The organism is Kineosporia sp. NBRC 101731 (assembly GCF_030269305.1).
Taxonomy (GTDB): Bacteria; Actinomycetota; Actinomycetes; order Actinomycetales; family Kineosporiaceae; genus Kineosporia.
In genome coordinates, this window is sequence record NZ_BSTC01000009.1 from 104067 (window position 1) to 121201 (window position 17135).

General features: G+C 66.3%; 19 protein-coding genes and 2 pseudogenes. 14 read left to right on the forward strand and 7 right to left on the reverse strand.

Annotation, left to right across the window (positions count from 1 at the left end):
- Positions 1–21: 21 nt before the first annotated feature.
- The 3 genes from QSK05_RS23450 to QSK05_RS23460 all read left to right on the forward strand — a co-directional run bounded on the left by QSK05_RS23450 (position 22) and on the right by QSK05_RS23460 (position 3877).
- The gene (locus tag QSK05_RS23450; protein ID WP_285599453.1) at positions 22–1368 is read left to right on the forward strand and encodes an aromatic ring-hydroxylating dioxygenase subunit alpha; all 1347 of its coding nucleotides are present in this window, start codon (positions 22–24) and stop codon (positions 1366–1368) included.
- Positions 1361–2956 carry a glutamine synthetase family protein gene (locus QSK05_RS23455; RefSeq protein ID WP_285599454.1) on the forward strand — a complete coding sequence of 532 codons (1596 nt, stop codon included), beginning with the start codon at positions 1361–1363 and terminating at the stop codon, positions 2954–2956. Before QSK05_RS23450 ends, QSK05_RS23455 begins: the two co-directional genes overlap by 8 nt.
- A 132-nt stretch (positions 2957–3088) precedes the next feature.
- Positions 3089–3877: a GNAT family N-acetyltransferase gene (locus QSK05_RS23460; protein ID WP_285599455.1), complete on the forward strand. Its 789-nt coding sequence runs from the start codon at positions 3089–3091 to the stop codon at positions 3875–3877.
- A 40-nt stretch (positions 3878–3917) separates the two neighbouring features.
- Here QSK05_RS23460 and QSK05_RS23465 read toward each other — a convergent pair whose 3' ends face one another.
- Entirely contained in the window at positions 3918–4076 is a 159-nt protein-coding gene (locus QSK05_RS23465) for a hypothetical protein (RefSeq protein WP_285599456.1), read from the reverse strand.
- Between the two features lie 474 nt (positions 4077–4550).
- Between QSK05_RS23465 and QSK05_RS23470 the strand changes: the two genes are divergently transcribed.
- From QSK05_RS23470 to QSK05_RS23480, 4 genes and pseudogenes are all read left to right on the forward strand, one after another.
- Positions 4551–5423, forward strand: a complete 873-nt coding sequence (locus QSK05_RS23470; protein WP_285599457.1) for a helix-turn-helix domain-containing protein — start codon at positions 4551–4553, stop codon at positions 5421–5423.
- Between the two features lie 192 nt (positions 5424–5615).
- The gene (locus tag QSK05_RS23475; protein ID WP_285599458.1) at positions 5616–5843 is read left to right on the forward strand and encodes a DUF397 domain-containing protein; all 228 of its coding nucleotides are present in this window, start codon (positions 5616–5618) and stop codon (positions 5841–5843) included.
- Positions 5844–5996: 153 nt separating this feature from the next.
- Positions 5997–6212 carry a DUF397 domain-containing protein gene (locus tag QSK05_RS36445; protein ID WP_352302338.1) on the forward strand — a complete coding sequence of 72 codons (216 nt, stop codon included), beginning with the start codon at positions 5997–5999 and terminating at the stop codon, positions 6210–6212.
- Positions 6213–6282: 70 nt separating this feature from the next.
- Positions 6283–6944 (forward strand): annotated as a pseudogene (locus tag QSK05_RS23480) (SDR family NAD(P)-dependent oxidoreductase).
- 5 nt (positions 6945–6949) lie between these two features.
- Here QSK05_RS23480 and QSK05_RS23490 read toward each other — a convergent pair.
- Complete coding sequence (locus QSK05_RS23490; protein WP_285599461.1) at positions 6950–7855, reverse strand: helix-turn-helix domain-containing protein; 906 nt, start codon at positions 7853–7855, stop codon at positions 6950–6952.
- Positions 7856–8014: 159 nt separating this feature from the next.
- On the opposite strand from QSK05_RS23490, the gene QSK05_RS23495 reads away from it, so the two are divergent.
- The 3 genes from QSK05_RS23495 to QSK05_RS23505 all read left to right on the forward strand — a co-directional run bounded on the left by QSK05_RS23495 (position 8015) and on the right by QSK05_RS23505 (position 11414).
- On the forward strand, positions 8015–8956 hold the full coding sequence (locus tag QSK05_RS23495; RefSeq protein ID WP_285599462.1) for an MBL fold metallo-hydrolase: 942 nt from the start codon (positions 8015–8017) through the stop codon (positions 8954–8956).
- Positions 8957–8994: 38 nt separating this feature from the next.
- Positions 8995–9945, forward strand: a complete 951-nt coding sequence (locus QSK05_RS23500; protein ID WP_285599463.1) for a hypothetical protein — start codon at positions 8995–8997, stop codon at positions 9943–9945.
- 68 nt (positions 9946–10013) lie between these two features.
- Positions 10014–11414 (forward strand): carboxylesterase/lipase family protein, encoded by a 1401-nt coding sequence (locus QSK05_RS23505; protein WP_285599464.1) that lies wholly within the window; start codon positions 10014–10016, stop codon positions 11412–11414.
- Positions 11415–11424: 10 nt separating this feature from the next.
- Here QSK05_RS23505 and QSK05_RS23510 read toward each other — a convergent pair whose 3' ends face one another.
- Both QSK05_RS23510 and QSK05_RS23515 read right to left on the reverse strand, forming a co-directional pair.
- The gene (locus QSK05_RS23510) at positions 11425–11766 is read right to left on the reverse strand and encodes a hypothetical protein (RefSeq protein WP_285599465.1); all 342 of its coding nucleotides are present in this window, start codon (positions 11764–11766) and stop codon (positions 11425–11427) included.
- Positions 11763–12584, reverse strand: a complete 822-nt coding sequence (locus QSK05_RS23515; RefSeq protein WP_285599466.1) for a hypothetical protein — start codon at positions 12582–12584, stop codon at positions 11763–11765. The genes QSK05_RS23510 and QSK05_RS23515 overlap by 4 nt, the downstream gene beginning before the upstream one ends.
- A 115-nt stretch (positions 12585–12699) precedes the next feature.
- Between QSK05_RS23515 and QSK05_RS23520 the strand changes: the two genes are divergently transcribed.
- Positions 12700–13041 (forward strand): DUF4279 domain-containing protein, encoded by a 342-nt coding sequence (locus QSK05_RS23520; RefSeq protein ID WP_285599467.1) that lies wholly within the window; start codon positions 12700–12702, stop codon positions 13039–13041.
- A 178-nt stretch (positions 13042–13219) separates the two neighbouring features.
- On the opposite strand, the gene QSK05_RS23525 is transcribed toward QSK05_RS23520, so the two are convergent.
- Together QSK05_RS23525 and QSK05_RS23530 are read right to left on the reverse strand one after the other, a co-directional pair.
- On the reverse strand, positions 13220–13600 hold the full coding sequence (locus QSK05_RS23525; RefSeq protein WP_285599468.1) for a hypothetical protein: 381 nt from the start codon (positions 13598–13600) through the stop codon (positions 13220–13222).
- Between the two features lie 211 nt (positions 13601–13811).
- Positions 13812–14486: a YdcF family protein gene (locus tag QSK05_RS23530; RefSeq protein WP_352302421.1), complete on the reverse strand. Its 675-nt coding sequence runs from the start codon at positions 14484–14486 to the stop codon at positions 13812–13814.
- 344 nt (positions 14487–14830) lie between these two features.
- On the opposite strand from QSK05_RS23530, the gene QSK05_RS23535 reads away from it, so the two are divergent.
- The 3 genes and pseudogenes from QSK05_RS23535 to QSK05_RS36675 form a co-directional block, all read left to right on the forward strand.
- Positions 14831–15055: a hypothetical protein gene (locus tag QSK05_RS23535; RefSeq protein WP_285599470.1), complete on the forward strand. Its 225-nt coding sequence runs from the start codon at positions 14831–14833 to the stop codon at positions 15053–15055.
- Entirely contained in the window at positions 15052–15474 is a 423-nt protein-coding gene (locus QSK05_RS23540) for a type II toxin-antitoxin system VapC family toxin (protein WP_285599471.1), read from the forward strand. Before QSK05_RS23535 ends, QSK05_RS23540 begins: the two co-directional genes overlap by 4 nt.
- 612 nt (positions 15475–16086) lie before the next feature.
- A pseudogene (locus QSK05_RS36675) lies at positions 16087–16272 on the forward strand (IS982 family transposase); the annotation flags it as partial.
- Here QSK05_RS36675 and QSK05_RS23545 read toward each other — a convergent pair.
- Positions 16238–16528, reverse strand: a complete 291-nt coding sequence (locus QSK05_RS23545) for a nucleotidyl transferase AbiEii/AbiGii toxin family protein (protein ID WP_285599472.1) — start codon at positions 16526–16528, stop codon at positions 16238–16240. The pseudogene QSK05_RS36675 and the gene QSK05_RS23545 overlap by 35 nt on opposite strands.
- Positions 16529–17135: the final 607 nt, after the last annotated feature.

The following is a 17135-nucleotide window of genomic DNA, read 5'->3' on the forward strand; positions in this document are numbered from 1 at the left end:
CCGCTATCCGGAGGAGCGTCAGTGCTCAAGCGCGAGGACAACGAGAAGCTGACCCAGACCGGGCCGGGTACCCCGCTCGGTGGGCTGATGCGGGCGTACTGGCAGCCGGCGGCCCTGGTCTCGGAGATGTCGCAGGACAAACCGGTCAAGGCCGTGCGGATGTTCAGCGAGGACCTGGTGCTCTTCCGTAAGCCCGGCGGCACGTGGGGCCTGATCAGCCGGTTCTGCGCGCACCGGGGTGTCGACCTGTCCTACGGGCGGCTGGAGGACGGTGGCCTGCGCTGCCTCTACCACGGCTGGCTCTACGACTCCCAGGGCCAGTGCGTCGATCAGCCGGCCGAACCCGAGCACAGCCGGTTCGCCGACAAGATCCGCATCGCCAGCTACCCGTGCGTGGAGAAGAACGGCATCATCTTCGCCTACCTCGGCGCCGGGGACCCGCCCCCGTTCCCCGACTACGACTGCTTCAAGGCGCCGGACGAGTACACCTTCGCCTTCAAGGGCCTGTGGGAGTGCAACTGGCTGCAGGGCGTCGAGGGTGGCATCGATCCCAGCCACGTCTCCTTCCTGCACCGTTTCATCGAGGAAGACCCCCGCGAGACCTACGGTCAGCAGTTCAGCGAGGAGGTCGAGGGCACCGGCCAGAAGCTGTCCAAGCTCGTCGGTGACAACTTCCGTCCCGACATCGAGGTGGAGAGTGCCGAGCACGGCCTGCGGGTGTTCGCGGTGCGCCAGCTGACCGAGGAACTGAAGCATGTGCGCGTCACCAATTTGATGTTCCCCAACGCGTTCGTGGTGCCCTTCGGCAAGACCAAGGTGTTCGCCCAGTGGCACGTGCCGATCGATGACGAGAACCACTACTGGTTCATGATCTGGTACGACTACGCCGAGGTCACCGACAAGGACACCCTGCTCCAGCAACGCCTGAAGGAGGTCTCGCTGCCCGACTACCGGCCACTGCGAAACCGTTCCAACAACTGGGGTTTTGACCCGGTCGAGCAGAAGAACGTGACCTACACCGGGATGGGCCTGGACATCAACGTCCACGACCAGTGGGCGGTGGAGAGCATGGGCCCGATCCAGGACCGCACCCTCGAACGGCTGGGCGTCTCCGACCGTGCCGTCACCGCGAACCGCCGCCTGCTGCTCAAGGCGATCGAGGCGTTCGCCGCCGGTGGCAAGCTGCCCGCGCACCCGCTGGACGAGACCGAGGCCGCCACCTTCACCGGCCCTCTGGCCGTCGACACCCTCGCCACCAACGAGAACTGGCAGTCCGACTGGCTGTTCGCCGAGGACGAGCGCCGTCAGGCGTCCCCGTGGGCCGCCACCACAGCGCCGGCTGTTTCGCAGGAGAACGCAGATGCTTGAGGTCCCCCAGCCCCAGGGGGGCCGGGAGGTGCCCCCAGCAGTGCTGTCGTCCTTTGATCCATCGCTACGCAACCAGGACCAGCGCGACGTGGCCGAGGCCGGTGGAGGCCGGAACGCCCGGCCGATGCTGGCGAAGGACCGCGGCGGGTTCATCGACCGTCACGACCTGTGGACCGACGCGCAGTATGCGGCCTCGGCCCAGATGCGCCGGGTGATGGACGAGATCGGCCTGGAGATGGTCCGGTTCGCGTTCGTCGACCAGCACGGCCTGCTGCGCGGCAAGACGATCACCCGCTCGAACGTGGCCTCGGCCATGCGCTCGGGCGTCACCGCGCCCAGTTCCCTGTTGCTGAAAGACACCTCGGGCAAGTCGGTGTTCCCGGTCTTCACCGAGGGGGCCGGGCTGGGACTGGAGCGTTTCTCGGGTGCCGGTGACATCGTCCTGGTGCCCGATCCGACCACGTTCCGCGTGTTGCCCTGGGCGAAGCGGACCGGCTGGATCCTCTGCGACCTGCGCTTCCCGGACGGCTCGGAGGTCGCGTTCAGCACCCGTGACCTGCTGCGCCGCTCCCTGAAGAAGCTGGAGCACGCGGGTTACCGGATGACGGTGGGCGCCGAGCTGGAGTTCCACGTCTTCCGGGCCGACGAGGCCCCGTTCGCTGCCGAGAACATCGGCCGGCCGGGCGCTCCGGGGCGTCCGCGCACGATGCACCCGACCACCCCGGGCGCCCAGCTGCTGCACGAGGAGGCCCTGGACGGCCTGGACGACCTGGTGCAGGCGCTCTACCGCGGGCTGACCGCGCTCGACCTGCCGCTGCGCTCCCTGGAGCTGGAGTTCGGGCCGAGCCAGCTGGAACTGACGATGGACGCCGCCGACGCCGCGCTCACCGCCGACGCGGTGGTGCTGTGCCGCAGCGCCGTTCGGCAGATCTCGCGCCGGCTCGGCTACGAGGCCACCTTCATGTCCCGGCCGCAGGGGGCGGAAACCGCCTCCACCGGCTGGCATCTGCACCAGTCGCTGACCTCGGCAGTCTCCGGCGAACCGGTGTTCGTCCCGCCGAACGGCACCGGGACGCTGTCGCCGGTGGCGACGCACTATCTGGAGGGCATCCTCACCCACGCCCGGGCGGCGGCCGCGTTCAGCACCCCGACGGTCAACGGGTACAAGCGCTACCAGGCCTATTCGCTGGCGCCGGACCGGGTGGCCTGGGGCATCGACAACAAGGGCGCCATGGTGCGTGCGGTCGGTGGGCCGGGCGATCCGGCGACCCGGCTGGAGAACCGCTCCGGCGAGCCCTCCGCCAACCCGTACCTGTACATCGCCTCGCAGCTGGTGAGCGGGATGGACGGGCTGGAGCGGAATCTGGAACTGCGCGCCCCGACCGGCAATCCGTACGAGAACGAGGCCCCCCGCCTACCCCGTTCCCTCGGCGAGGCGGTGGACGCGCTGGAACAGGACCAGGTCTTCGCCGACGCCTTCGGGGCCGACGTGATCAGCTGGTACAGCGCGATCAAGCGCAGCGAGTTCGATCGCTACCTGATGCACGTCTCCGACTGGGAGCAGCGCGAATACCTCGGGATGTTCTGACCCACCGGCCCTCAACCTTTCGTGATCATGCAAAGTGTCCCCGAAGATCGGGAACTCGCACTCTCGTAGTTCTCCGGCTTCGGGGACACCGGGCCTGATCACCCAGGGGTGGGGGTCACTAGGCTTCTCCGGGTGGACGACGTTGCATCCCTGGGATTCCGTACCGACCTGGTGTTGCGCCGGCTGGGTGGGTCGCTGGTCTCCGACCGCGGGTCTCACCTGGTCGTGCGGACACCGGAGAACCCCGGCTACTGGTGGGGGAACTTCCTGCTGCTGCGGGAGCAGCCCGGGGTGGGGGAGTGGCCCGGCTGGGTGGCCGAGTTCGAGCGAGAGTTCCCGGGCGCCGACCACATCGCCCTCGGCCTCGACGGGGTGGACGGCGCCGTCCCGGACCCGGAGGGTGCCGCCGCGCTCGGCCTGGAGGTGATGGTCGACGCCGTGCTGACCGCCACGGAACTGACCCCACCGGCGCCCGCCGATCTGCTGATCCGCCCACTCGAGAGCTCCGACGACTGGCACAGCATGGCGCTGCTGCGGTTGTCGCTCGAGGAGTCGTCGGCCGACGACCACGCCGAGTTCGTCCACCGCAAGGCGGCGGAGTACCGGCAGATGACGCAGGCCGGCCACGGAGTCTGGTTCGGCGCCTTCGTCGACGGTGAGATGCGCTGTGGTGCAGGGCTGTTCACCGACGGCAGCGGCGTGGCCCGCTTCCAGAACGTCGAGACCCACCCGGCCTACCGCCGCCGCGGCCTGGCCTCCACCCTGGTGCATCGCCTGGGCGAGTGGGGCCTGTCCTCCATGGGCGCCGAAAAGCTGGTGATCGTCGCCGATCCCGGCTACCACGCGATCGGGATGTACCGGGCCCTGGGATTCGAGGACGCCGAACACAAGATCCAGGCGCAGCGGCCCCCGAGCGGGTGAGTACCTTCATGGGCGGTCGCCCACCCATGAAGGCCCTCCCTCAGGACGCCTGGACGACGGACTGCACGCCCAGGGCGATGAAGATGAACGCCATGCAGAACATGGCGACACCGAGAACCATCAGGAGATAGAGGAATTCGCGCCACATCACACACGCGACCCCGCCGAGCAGCAGACAGACCAGGAAGAGGTTGCTCATCGGGCACCCCTCCGGATCGGTCTCAACGAGTCGGCCCGGGAACTGAACCGGTAAAGATCAGTCCCCTTCGTCGATATCAGCCTCTGTTCAGTTGAGAGGACTGGAGTACAGTTAGTCATTGCGTGCTCCCCAGTGGAGTTCAGCTGGGCCCAGGTGTTGCAGCACCTTCGGGCCCAGCGCTTTGTTCGAGAGCCCTCAGACGTCGGTCAGTCATGAACCGGCGCCGGGCAGTTGATCTCGGCCGGTCGGGCCGCGCACCACCTCCCTCGGAGGCGGGGTGCTGGAGTCCATCGTGCAGTGGACACTGATGGCCTAGATCTACCGATACCCCGCTAATTCACATAGTGCGTTGTAGTCTTGCGGAGAGCAAGGTTCAAATCGGCGCATTGCAGACTGAAGGCCTACCAAACGCAAGTTGCGCACACGAAGAGTGATTGACGCATACGTTCGGTTCAGGGGGCGAGACCTTTGAGCGTGCCCAACAACCCATTGGTCAGCAAGGTGGAGCTGGCCAGCACCCTGCGGCAGTTACGGCTGGAGGCCGGCAAGACGCTGGAAGACGCCGCCGACGTCCTCGAGGTGTCAACGGCAACGATCAGCCGCATCGAGACGGGTGGGCGCATCCCCCGGGCCCGCGACGTCCGGGAGCTGTGCCGGTACTACGGTCTGCAGAATGACGACCGGATTGCGGAGCTGGCGGCTCTGGTCGCGGGCGCACGGGCGTCAGGGTGGTGGGAGGAGTACGAGGTGATCGATGAAAAATACGGCACATTCATCGGATATGAAGAAGCTGCAACCCGGATCGAGCAGTTCGAGAACACCACCATGCCGGCTCTGCTGCAGACGCGTTCATATGCCTGGCACTACTTTCGTGACGTAGTGCGCCTCTATTGGAAATCCATTCCAACGGATCGGCAGAACAATGAGCGAATCGATGTCCGTGAACTCCGCCGTAGTCATCTGACGGCCCGGGCCGGTTCCGTGGACTACAGCGTCATTCTGGATGAGGCTGTCCTGATGCGAATTGTCGGAAGCGTTGCGGTGATGCGGGAGCAGATTCAATGGCTCATCAGTGCCGCTCAGGAGTCATGGGTCTCAGTCTATGTTCTCCCCATGGATAAAGGTGCGGTGGCCGGTCCGGTGGGCCCCTTCACCGCCTTGACGCTCCCACAGGACGGGGTCACGGACGTTGTCTACACAGATACGTTGCGAGGACAGGATTTCAATCTCAATAAAAGTGAAGTTGACCTGCATAAACGAGTTCTTGCGCACCTCCGGGCGGAGGCGCTTGACGCTTCGGAGTCGATCCAGTTGCTAACCGCGAGGCTGGCTGCCTATCAGGCCTGACGGCGGCGGACTCAGATGGGGACAAAGGGCTTGTCCCGATCCGGGCTTTGTCAGGGATTGATGCTGCTCCACCAGGGTGAAGTATGTTGGCTGCGGGTGCGGTGCCTCGGGCCAGCGCGCCGATGTGAGTACACCTGGCCACGACATGAGGTTGTGGCTGTCATATCGGGGGTCACCATGGATGGTCAGGGCATGAATAAGAGTGTTTCGGTCGATGCCGATCTGGAATGGACGAAGTCCTCGTTCTCCGGAATCAACGGTTGTGTTGAAGCTGCGCTTGCGCCCGATGGATCTATTTTGATCAGAGATTCTAAGAACCCGACTGGTGGCCACCTTTCGTATAATGAATTCGAATGGCGTTCGTTTCTGGCGGGGCTGTCCCGGGGTGAGTTTGATTTCCTCCTGCCGCGCAACGAGTAGTTTCCTCACGTGAACTCCTCGGCGGAGGAGACATGCGAATGGCACTCTCCTCCGCCGGCAATAGGCAGGCGATCGAACGTCGCTTACCCTTGCGCTTGGGAGTCGGGGCTCTGTACGGGATGGGGGAGCCCCGGTGCGGAGGGTGGAGTGATCATGGAAAACCTTGATCTTGCGGGTCTGGTCTGGCGTAAATCGTCGTTCTCCGGACTGAACGGTTGTGTCCAGATGGCATCGTTGCCCGATGGTTCCGTGGTACTCCGGGATTCGAAAAGGCCGAACCTGGGGATACTGCTCTGCGCATCTTCGGCCTGGGCGGCCCTTCTGGAGGCGGGTCGCTCCGGGGAACTGGACGTTCTGAGCGGTCGCTGACGGGGGTCCTGCCACTCCCTGTCTCCACAGGGCCGTCCCACGCAGAGCGGTGCGGCCCGAGGATCGGGGCATGGACATCACATCTCGCACCGTTCTCATGGTCGGCGGCACCTCAGGCATCGGTCTGGAGCTGGCCCGGCGGTTCCGGGCGGCCGGCAGCAGTGTCGTCATCGGGGGCCGGCGCGCGCAGAGGCTTGCCGAGCTGGCCTCGGAAGCGTTCGGCACGGTCGACATCGACGTGACCGATCCGGCGCCGGTTCTGAGCGCCCGCGACGCCCTGCTCACCGGGCATCCTGACCTCGACGTGGTCGTGACGATGTCGGGCGTGCTGCTGATCGAGGATCTTCGCGATCCGGCCCACTTCGAGACGGCCACGACCACCATCGAGACCAACCTGTACGGCACCATCCGCGTCCTCGATGCCTTCACCCCGCACCTGATTGGCCGCGGCGCGGGCACATTCGTCACGGTCAGCTCGGGGATCGGGTTCCTGCCCTTCCCCCCCCGATGCCGACCTATGCCGCGTCCAAGGCCGCGGTGCACGCGTACTCCGAGGCCCTGCGGGTAGCCAATTTCGCGGACGAGGTGATGGAACTGCTCGCCGTCGAGCCCACACCGCACGAGGTACTGGTGAAGGGTGTGCTCAGGCACCGCTGGGCCGAGCGCGACGGTACCTACGCCGACCTGGTCGCCCAGCGCTCGCAGGCCCTGTCGATGCTGCCGGGCCGGTGACGCCGTCAGGGACGCGCCGGGGCCGGACGGGTGGCCGGCGTCTGGTGACCGCCTGCGTGCACCAGCTGGGCGAGGAGGGTCAGGGCCGCGGCCGACGGTGAACCGGCCGGGGCGGTGCACGTGACGAGGACCTGGCTGGGCGACTGCAGGGACCGCAGCGACTGCTGGGTGACCGTCAGCGTGCCGACCAGCGGATGCTGCAGCTCGTAGTCGGCCGTGGCGCACGGCTGCACGCGGTGATCGGCCCACAGCCGGGCGAAGTCCGGGCTGGACATCGACAGGTTGCCGACCAGAGAGGCGAGCACCGGATCGTCCGGATGCTGCCCCGCCACCACGCGCAGGTTCCCCACCACGGCTCGGGCCTTGACCGGCCAGCAGGTGTAGAGCTCCCGGTGGTGCGGGTCGGTGAAGATCAGCTCGACCATGTTCGGGCGGGAGCCGGGTGTCTGCGGGGCGGTCAGCGGCACGTCCCCGGCCAGCAGGGCGTGGCCCATCGCGTTCCACGCCAGCACGTCGCTGCGCCGTCCGAGCACGATCGCGGGCACGTCGCCGAGCACAGCCAGCAGGTCGGCCAGGGCCGGGTCGACGTGCTCGGCCGGGGGGCGCTTCGGTGCCGTGCGGCGCCGGGTACCCGCAGCCAGAGCGCTCAGATGCTGACGTTCGGCGTCGGTGAGGCGCAATGCCCCGGCGATCGCGTCGAGCACCTCCGGGGACGCGTTCCGTGACTGCCCCTGCTCCAGGCGGGTGTAGTACGACGCGCTGACCCCGGCGAGCAGGGCCAGTTCCTCACGGCGCAGCCCGGCCACCCGGCGGCGCTCCCCGTAGGTGGGCAGCCCGATGTCCTCCGGGCTGACGCGGGAGCGCCAGGCCCGCAACGCTTCGCCGAGCGATCCCGGGGAGTCATGACTCATGGCACCAGCATCGCTCCCGCCGGGCCGGGTTGCCTATCCCGGCCAGGGGTACCCACACGCCGGTCTGGCTGCCGACCGCCCGGGGGCTGCACAGTCGTCATCAGTCGTCATCAGTCGTCATCGCGGAACTTCCGCTGACCCGGCCCCCAGGAGACTTTCGTGAACAGCCCCGCCGTGACCGACGTCCACCAGCTAGTTTTCGGTGACGTCACCGTGACCCGCGTGATCGAGAGCGCCGGTGACCTGTACATGACGCCCTCGCAGTTCTTCCCGAACTCGCAGCCGCACATGTGGGAGAACCCGGGCATCTGGAACGCGCCGGAGTTCCTCATCCCGGGCGGTGAATCGGTGCACGAGCACACTCACCGGGTCGCGATGCAGACCTGGGTCATCCGCAGTGCCGGAAAGGTCGTCCTCGTCGACACCGGCGTCGGCAACGACAAGGAGCGCCCCTACGTGCCCCTGTGGTCGCACCTCGACAGCGATTTCCTGAACCGGCTGGCCTTCGCCGGGGTACGACCCGAAGACGTCGACGTGGTGGTGAACACCCACATCCACCCCGACCACACCGGCTGGAACACCGTGCTGCGTGACCGCGCCTGGACCTCCACCTTCCCGCACGCCACCTACTACATGACCACCGAGGACCTGGAGTTCTGGAACCCGGCCAACGGGCACCCCAGCGTGCTCGGCCCGGCCGCGCAGAACATGTGGGAGGACAGCATCGCCCCGATCCTGGCCGCCGGTCAGGTGAAGCAGTGGAGCGGCACCGAGCGGATCGACGAGAACCTCGTGCTGGAAGCAGCTCCCGGCCACACGCCCGGCTCCTCGATCCTGCGCCTGACCTCCGGGGACGAGGAGGTTCTCTTCATCGGCGACATCCTGCACACCCCGCTCCAGGTCGGCGAACCGGCCGTGAACAGCTGCTTCTGCCAAGACCCGGACCTGGCCGTGCAGACCCGCCGAAGGGTGTTCACCGAGGCCGCGGCCAACGGAACTCTCATGTTCCCGGCCCATTTCACCGGCCAGGGCGCTTTCACCGTGAGGGCCGAAGCCGACGGTTTCTCCCTCGACCACTGGGCCCCGCTCACCAGCGCCTGAAACCACCCCTTTCGTCATCACTTCCCGAGGAAATCATCATGCGTAGCATTACCCGCACCATCGCCGGTACCGTCCTCGCCGCAGCCGTTCTCGGATCGGGTGCCATCGGCGCCCAGGCGGCATCGGCACCCATCTCGAAAGCTTCCGTCCAGGTGCACTTCGACCTGAGCGGCGGTCAGATGCCGGAGAACGTCGTCCTGGACCGGAACGGCAGTGTCGACGTCACGTTCGCCGGCAGCCGCCAGGTCGCCCGGATCGACAGCCAGGGCGTCACCCACGTCCTCGCCACCCTCCCGGCACCCAAGGACACCGAGGCCAAGACCCCGGTTCTCGGTTTCCCGCTGGCCACCGGGCTGGTCCGCGACGGTGACACGTTCTACGTCGCCTACGCCACGGGAACCAAGGCCGAGAACGGCATCTGGAAGTTCACCGAGGGCCAGGCCCCGCACAAGATGGCCGATCTGCCGGCCAGTGGTCTGCCCAACGGCCTGACGATGAACCGCGCCACCGGCGTGCTCTACGTCACCGACTCGGTCGGGGGAGCGGTGTACAGCGTCACTCCGGCGGGCGAGGTGAAGGTGTTCGGCCAGGGTGAGGAACTGGCCGCCACCGGGCTCCTGGGCGTGAACGGCGCCAAGATCCGCGGTCAGCGTCTCTACGTCACCAACCTCGACCAGGGCACCGTCCTGAGCAGTCCGCTCACCGGTGCGGGCGCGGGCACGTTCACGACGGTCGCCACCGGTCTGACCGGCATCGACGACTTCGCCTTCACCGGCCGGGGCAACCAGTTCCTGGCCACGATCAACCCGAGCAACGAGGTCGTCCTGGTCAGCGGCAAGGGCACGAAGAAGACCGTACTCACGAAGGACGACGGCCTCTCCAACCCGACGTCGGTCGCGGTCCGCGGCACGACGGTCTACGTGCCCAGCGCCGCCTACACCACCCAGAAAGACCCCAACCTGCTCGTCGCCCATCTCGCCCGGCACTGAGGCGGTCGGTGGTGTCCGGCACTGATCTGCTCGGTGCCGGACACCACCCATCAGGACAGGATCTCGTCATGAGCTCAGTACAGACCACGCTCGGCCGCGTCCGGGGCACCGCCGCCGACGGCGTTCTCGCGTTCCGGGGAATTCCCTACGCCACGAACAGTTCCGGCGCCGACCGGTTCGCTGCACCGATCCCCTTCCCGGCCTGGAGCGGCGAGCGCGACGCGAGAGCCTTCGGCCCGACCTCGCCCCAGCCCGACCGGGGTGGTGCCTTCGACCCCCTCGACCTGACCCCGTTCTTCGGTCCCGGCTGGGTAGCGGGCGATCTTCCACTGACGGTCAATGTATGGACGCCGTCGGTCCCCTCCCACGAGCCCCTCCCGGTGCTCGTGTTCGTGCACGGTGGAGCATTCGTCGCCGGCTCCACCGCAGCCTCGCTCTACGACGGCGCGGCCTTCGCCCGCGCCGGGATCGTGTGCGTGACCGTCAACTACCGGCTCGGGGTACCGGGATGGCTCCATCTTCCCGATGCACCGGCCAACCGCGGGCTCCTCGATGTTCTGGCCGCCCTGCGCTGGGTGCAGCGCGAGATCGGTTCCTTCGGCGGTGATCCGGGTCGGGTGACGCTCGCCGGTCAGTCGGCCGGCGCGATGATCGTGGCCGCGGCCCTCGCCGACCAGCGCTTCGCCGGAACGTTCGGCCAGGCGATCGTGGCCAGCGGCAGCGGCCTGGGCGCCCTCCTGCCCGCGCAAGCCTCGCTGGTCACCGAGCGTGTTGCTTACCACCTTGGGATTGGGCCCACCGCAAGTGATTTTGCCACGATCGACGACGCCACCCTGATCGACTCCCTGTCCTGCCTGACCGGCCTCGACCTGCGACTGCCCGGCGTCCGCCATCCCCTGGCCGGCATCACCCCGTTCGCGCCGGTGCTGGACGAGCAGCCCGCCGTCACCATCGGCGCCGGGAGGGGAATACCGGCAGCACTTCTCCTGGGAGCGACCACCCACGAGGGCAATCTCTACACAGCACCCGTCCCCGGCGGTGAGGCAGAAGCACTCGCCGTCGCCGCGGCCGCCTCGCCCGGAGGCTCCGGACCGGCTGACCCCCCGCACACGAACTGGGACGAGCTGAGATCGGCGATCCTCACCGAGGCGGTGTTCCGGGAAGGCACCCGGGCCCTGAGCGCCGCGTCCGTAGAGGCCCGGAATCCCACGTTCGAGTACGAGTTCACCTGGCCGTCCGCGGCGATCGGCGGAACCCTCGGCGCGGCGCACGGGGTGGACCTGCCGTTCGTGTTCGGCAGGGCCGGTGCCGCGGACCTGCGCGGCGATCGGGGCCTGCTCGGCCCGGAGGGTGGCCCGGCCCGGCTGGAGGCCGAGATGCACGGTGCCTGGATCCGTTTCGTGACCTACGGCAAGCCCGGATGGGATGCTACGGCTGCGGGGTGGCCGACGGTGCGGCGGTTCGGGTGAGGTGCCCGCTCTACAGCGACATCGCCACGAAGCGCCCTTCTTCGGTTGCCTCGATGCTGATGAGCTCTGCTTGGTCCGGGTCCCAGGCAGTTCCGTCGCTGATCCTGGCCATGGCTTCACTGATGCCGATGGTCCTGGTCGCCTCCTCACCCCAGGCACCGAGGAAGAGAGTGATCAGCCCGGCGTCGGCCAGCCTTTTCACGGCCCGGCCTACTTCCGAGCGGTAGGTCTCCAGGGGATATCCGGGATCCGGAACATCGTTTCGGATCTCGATCAGATGGGTTCCTTCCACTGCGTTCCAGAGGGTTTCGCGTTCAATCTTCGTGAAGGTGGGACCAGGCTCGCTAGTCATGACGGTTCTCCGCTCAGGGGATAGCGCTGTTTGGTGCCGTTACGTGAAATCTTGACGTACGGTCCGGCGTGAGTCGGGTCGTTCGCGCCGGGGTAACCGTCATTGATGATGATCTGCTCGCCCTTCCGGGTGGGATGAAACCAGACGTCACCGTTGCCGTCGCGTGATCGGCCCCTGAAGTGCCAGCCGGCTCTCTGAGCGGCGTCGGCGACCTGGGCTTTCGTCGCACCGCGAAGGGACTCGCCGTCGTCGATATCGCGGTTGACCTGGGGGCCGCTGCGCTGGGCGGGAGAGATCCAGGTGCCGAGTGGGCTCTCTTCGGTTCCTGAACAAGACGCTTCTTCGACCTCGGCGGCGAGGTCTTTCTCAACGGTGGCGAGGGCCTCGGCTGATTCCTGAACCTGTTCGATCAGGTCCTGAAGGATGCCGATGAGGTGTTCTTCGCCGGTGGCTTCGAGGAGAGTACGAGCTTCGTGGAGGCGGGTGAGGATGCCGTCGAGGCCTGCCTCGAGTTCGCCGGCTGCGGTGTGGAGGCGTTCTGTAGCGGCGCGCAGACCGGTGTCGTCGCGTATCGGGTGGAGAATTTTGATGCAGCTGTTGATCTGGTCCCGGACGCCCTGAAGTTCACCGGCGGTCTCGGTGAGGTGCTCGGCGGCGGACTCGTAACCCTGATTCAGCCCGACCCAGCCGTGTTCAAGAGCATTGAGGGCCCTGTTCTCCGTTGTGACCACGGCACGTTCGGTGCGGGTGAGGTGTCCTTTCACGGCAGAGGTGAGGGATGTGAGGGCTTCTTCGATCTCATGGGCCCGACCGGTCACGGTTCATAACTATCGGTATAGATCAGGCGCGGCAAGGGGCAATTCACTGGCTTGTTGCTCGATGGGCTCGTGTCACGGCTGCGCGAATTGCGGCAGGCGAGAAGAATTCGTCGTCGTGAGAAGCATCGTGTCGTTCCGGCTGACCAATGAACACGGCGGCACTGCTGCGGCGGTGACCGAGCGGCTCGGAATCCCGGCAACCCGGCTTCTGGAGGCGGGGACGGTCATCTCATCGCGGAATCCCGAGCGCACACGAACGCATTCCGCGTGGATTCTCAGCAGCGCTGTCGAAGCAGAGGACGATGTGCGGCTGCCGGAGATGCTGGAACGGTTACTGCACCAGCTCGAGCCGGTCACCGCGATGCTGTGGGATCTCGAGCGCGAGGGGTACGCGGCTCATTGGCTGGGCATGCTCGATGTCCGGGACGGTGAGAATGCTACGGAGCTGACCCCGTGATGTTCTCCTGCGCCTGACCGCCCTGCCGGGTGACCTGTGGCTCGATGTCTACCGCGACGACGAGGACTGATCCGGCGTCTTGGCGATGAAGCAACAGTCTCCGCCGGTCGACAGAGCCGGGACCCAGAAAGTGCGAGGTGCTACGGACGGTCGTGTCCTCCCGGCTCACGCCGCACGGTCAGCTTGGTAACGACTGAAAAATTCTGTCCATGGCTTCGCGGTCGGTGGTTCCGCTGACACGGATAGCCCAGTTCCCGCCCACGCCCCCGGCGCCAGACTGATCGAGCAGCCCGGACTGGCCTTGAGCTCCGTTGAGCCAGGCGGACGCTTCTTCGCCCGTTCTGAAGGTGCGGAATTCTATGAAGGTTCCGTTCGCAAGGGTGCATTCGCCGGAACTCATACTGCCACCGGGCATCTGGGCGGGGTGGAAGACATCGAGGCAGCCGACGTGCTCAGCCATGAACCTCGCTGATGGATAGTAGGGACCGCCCACGTCGTCACCAGTGGTCACGTTCCTGAACCAGGCGCGGGCGTCGCCGCCGTAGAAGAGCGCGCCCATGCATCCGAGCCCTGCCAGCATGGCTGCTGCGACGACGCGCTTTCGTGGTGCCCTGCGTGGATGAGGTAGGAGTTGGGGTGATTCCGCAGGAGCGAAGGTCATCCCCCTCCCTCGGCCGCGGCCGAGGGCTCTGAAGCACCCGTTCGAGCGCTTGCCATCACTTCTCCAAGGTCACTGCGGCAGCGGGGGCGGGGTTGCGTTTGGTGACGTGTCAGATCAGACGCGAGGTGTACCCGGCCTCGACCAGCTGGCGGAAGGCGTCACGTACCTCGTCAGGCATGGGTTGCTCGATGGCGAAGCCCTTCTCGGCATAGACCTCGATCCGCTGGGTGTCGCCGACGAGCATGTTCACCACCCGGTCGGCGTCCCCGATGCCGGCCACGTAGTCGTCCAGGGCAAGAGGTAGGGAAGCGCACTGCACGGTCGCGACCTCGGGCCAGAGTCTGCGGCACGTCGCGTAGGCCCGACGCTGCTGGTAGGGACGCGAGACCAGGGTCAGGGACTTCGGCTCGATCCCGCGGCCTCGCAGCAATTCTCGGGTGAGCGTGATGTTGTCGCCGGTGTTCCGTGCTGCCGGCTCGACCAGGATCACCTCGTCCGGGACGCCGAGGCTGAGGGCGTGCTCCCGATAGTGGACCGCCTCACCCCGGGGGAACCGCTCGACTGTCGTCGGTGCGTTGGCGCCGGTGAACACGATGAGCGGGACGGTGCCGGCCAAATAGAGCTGAGCGGCGCAGGTGGCCACACCCAGATCGTGGCTCCCGAGTCCGACGCCGACGTCGGAGGGTTCCAGGACGTGGTGGAGGTCGTGGTAGTCCCACAGGACCCGGACGGCTGGGCGGATGCTCGGCGGGAGCTGGGCGGTCAGCGGGGCCTCCCTGGTCAGTCGGGGATATGAACTTGTAGGTCCCAGTAAAGCGGTTGGCTTACCGGCCGACCGATCTTGGTGAACAACCAGTTCGCTCTGAGGTAGCTCCAGGACGGCTATCTCGGGCCTGGGCAGGGCGTATGCCGTTGATACCGAGTGTGATGCGTTCGCACGGTCGAATGGGACGGTCGGGTCCTGATGGCCGGATTCCTGGTGCCGGCCGCAGGCCTCACGGTCGGCGGTGCATCCGGGACGAGTTCGCCGCACCACGCTGCGGTAAGGCGAGGCAAGATTTGGGTATGGCCTTTCCAAGGGAACAACCGGCGGACGTCAGCGTCCGTCAGTTCGTGGCGGACTCGGGCATGATCACGCGCGACCTTCGGCAAGGCCATGCCTACACGCTGACCCTCAATGGTGAGCCGCTGGCCAGAATGGTTCCGATCCGGCGTCGCCGGGCAGTTCCCAAGAAAGAGGTCTTCGCTGTCTTTGCTACCGCCCCTGCGGTGGATGCTGATGAACTGCGGGCCGATCTGGACCGCGTCGTCGGTCAAGACCTGGAGGATCCGTATGAGGGGACGGGCCTGTGACTGTGCACGAGGCTGCGGTCGTCGACACCAACATCATTGCTGCGCTGAAGCTCTACGATGCTGCGGAACTGCCTGACCTAATCCTGATTACGGCGGTAACTTTGGGAGAGTTGTTTTTCGGTCCGAATGCTACCGATGATCCGGCGAAACGGGCCGGGCGGGTGGCTGTATTGCATTATGTGGAGGCGACTTTCGATCCGCTTCCATATGATCAGGCGGCCGCTCGGCTCTATGGTCAGATCTGCGCAGCCGTCCGTGCGACTGGATCTGGGCCACGCAGGCGGGCCTCGGACTTGATGATTGCGGCGACGGCGGCCAGTGTTGAATTGCCCTTGTACACGGTCAATCCGGATGACTTCAAGGGCTGCGAAGAGCTGGTGGACGTGGTGGCTGTCAAGCCGCGACCAAATCGTCTGTAAGTAGTCGATCAGTCTTGTCCCCAGATCCGGCGTAACGGTACCCGTTCGCCGTGGTCGTCGACCAGGATCTCGGTAGACGTCATTTCGGCTTGCAGCTGATCAGGCCCCACCATCTTTCTGCTACGTGGCCCACCATGCCTACGACCTGGCCCTCGTGTCTGGAGCGGGTGACCGGCGTCGAACCGGCGTGGCCAGCTTGGAAGCCCTCGGATCGGGGCCTTGGCCAAGGGAAGCATGTCCGCCCCGGATGCCTTAAGTGGCCTGGCCGCCCGAGTGGCCTGCTGATCTGGTACGCACCCGGCACGCGAACGAGTGTCCAGCCCGTTGGTCGTATCCGTCCTGATCGGTGACCGGCTACTTCGTGCCGCAGGATTCGACGAGCTGCAAATCAACGAGAAGGATGCGGCAGATCAACGGGAAGAATCGCATCTTTGCTGGTCAGGACTAGAGTAAGTGTGTGAATACGACAGATCACATCCTGGTGTGTGGACACCTGGAACGCCTGGCCCGGGAGGCGCTGGTGGATACCCCGGACACGGTTGTGCAAGCGCTCGTCAGGTAGGCAAGGGCACCCTCGTGCGTCAGGTTCTCCCCGACGCGCTGCTTCTCACCCTCAACGGCGCGAAAGCTGATGAACGCCAGACCCTTCTGGATGTCCTGGGTGCCGAACCCAGCCTGGTAGCGGACCGCGCCGGGCCAACCCTGATCGCCGACAAGAACTACTACGGCCGCGACTTCGAGGCCGACCGGGCCGACGCCGGACTCACCCTGATGCGCCCGGCCCGCAAAGGTCGGTCACGACCAACCGAGCGAAACCGGCTTGATGGACTGCGGTCTCGACATCGAGTCCCGCTTCGGCGAAGGCGTCGATCGCTTCGGCCACTGTCGTGTCGAACTGCTCTTCGGCGGCTGCGGTGGTGAAGAGATCGACGTCCTCGCACATGCGTTCCAGGAAGCCGTGCGCCTGGATGGCATAACCGCCGGCCAGCGCGAAACCGAATCGTCCGATGCGGGACAGCGCAGTGCGGGCCAAACGCTCGTGGAAGTCGTCCATCGAGGGCAGGCTATGCGGCTGCTGAGAGTTCTGGGAATCGGGATTCCCAGCGACCACGGGTTCCCGGAGGCAGGTAGAGCCGAGGCCAGGTCTGGGTGAGTAGTACCTCGTTCAGCAACGCAACGAGGTCGTCGATGCCGGTGGCCTCGACAATGATCCGCTCGTACAGGACCGCCAGGTCGGCAGGGGAGTCTAGGTCGTATGTGCGCCTGCCTGTCCAGGCCAGGGTCACGGGGAGTTCGACCTAGCCGTGTTCCGGCCCGTTGAGTTCGGTGAGACTCCGGGGCACGGCTACGGGACGCCGCTGTTGGTGGCTCAGTCGATCCTCCACGAGCCCAGTATGGAGCACTGGAACGTTCGTGCACGGATCCTGCGCCTGTCGGCGGTGGGCACGGATCTGGCACGTAGCCCCACATGTCATCTCCACGACGAAGGGCCAGGTCGGAAGAAAACCGCTTCTGACCTGGCCCTCCGTGCTCTGAGCGGGTGACCGGGATCGAACCGGCATGACCAGCTTGGAAGTCCTCGATTTTGCCATGTTACCTGGGGCTTTATGGCTGATTCGGGTGCCTGGAGTGGCCTGGAGTGCCCCTGGGCGGCCTGCCCG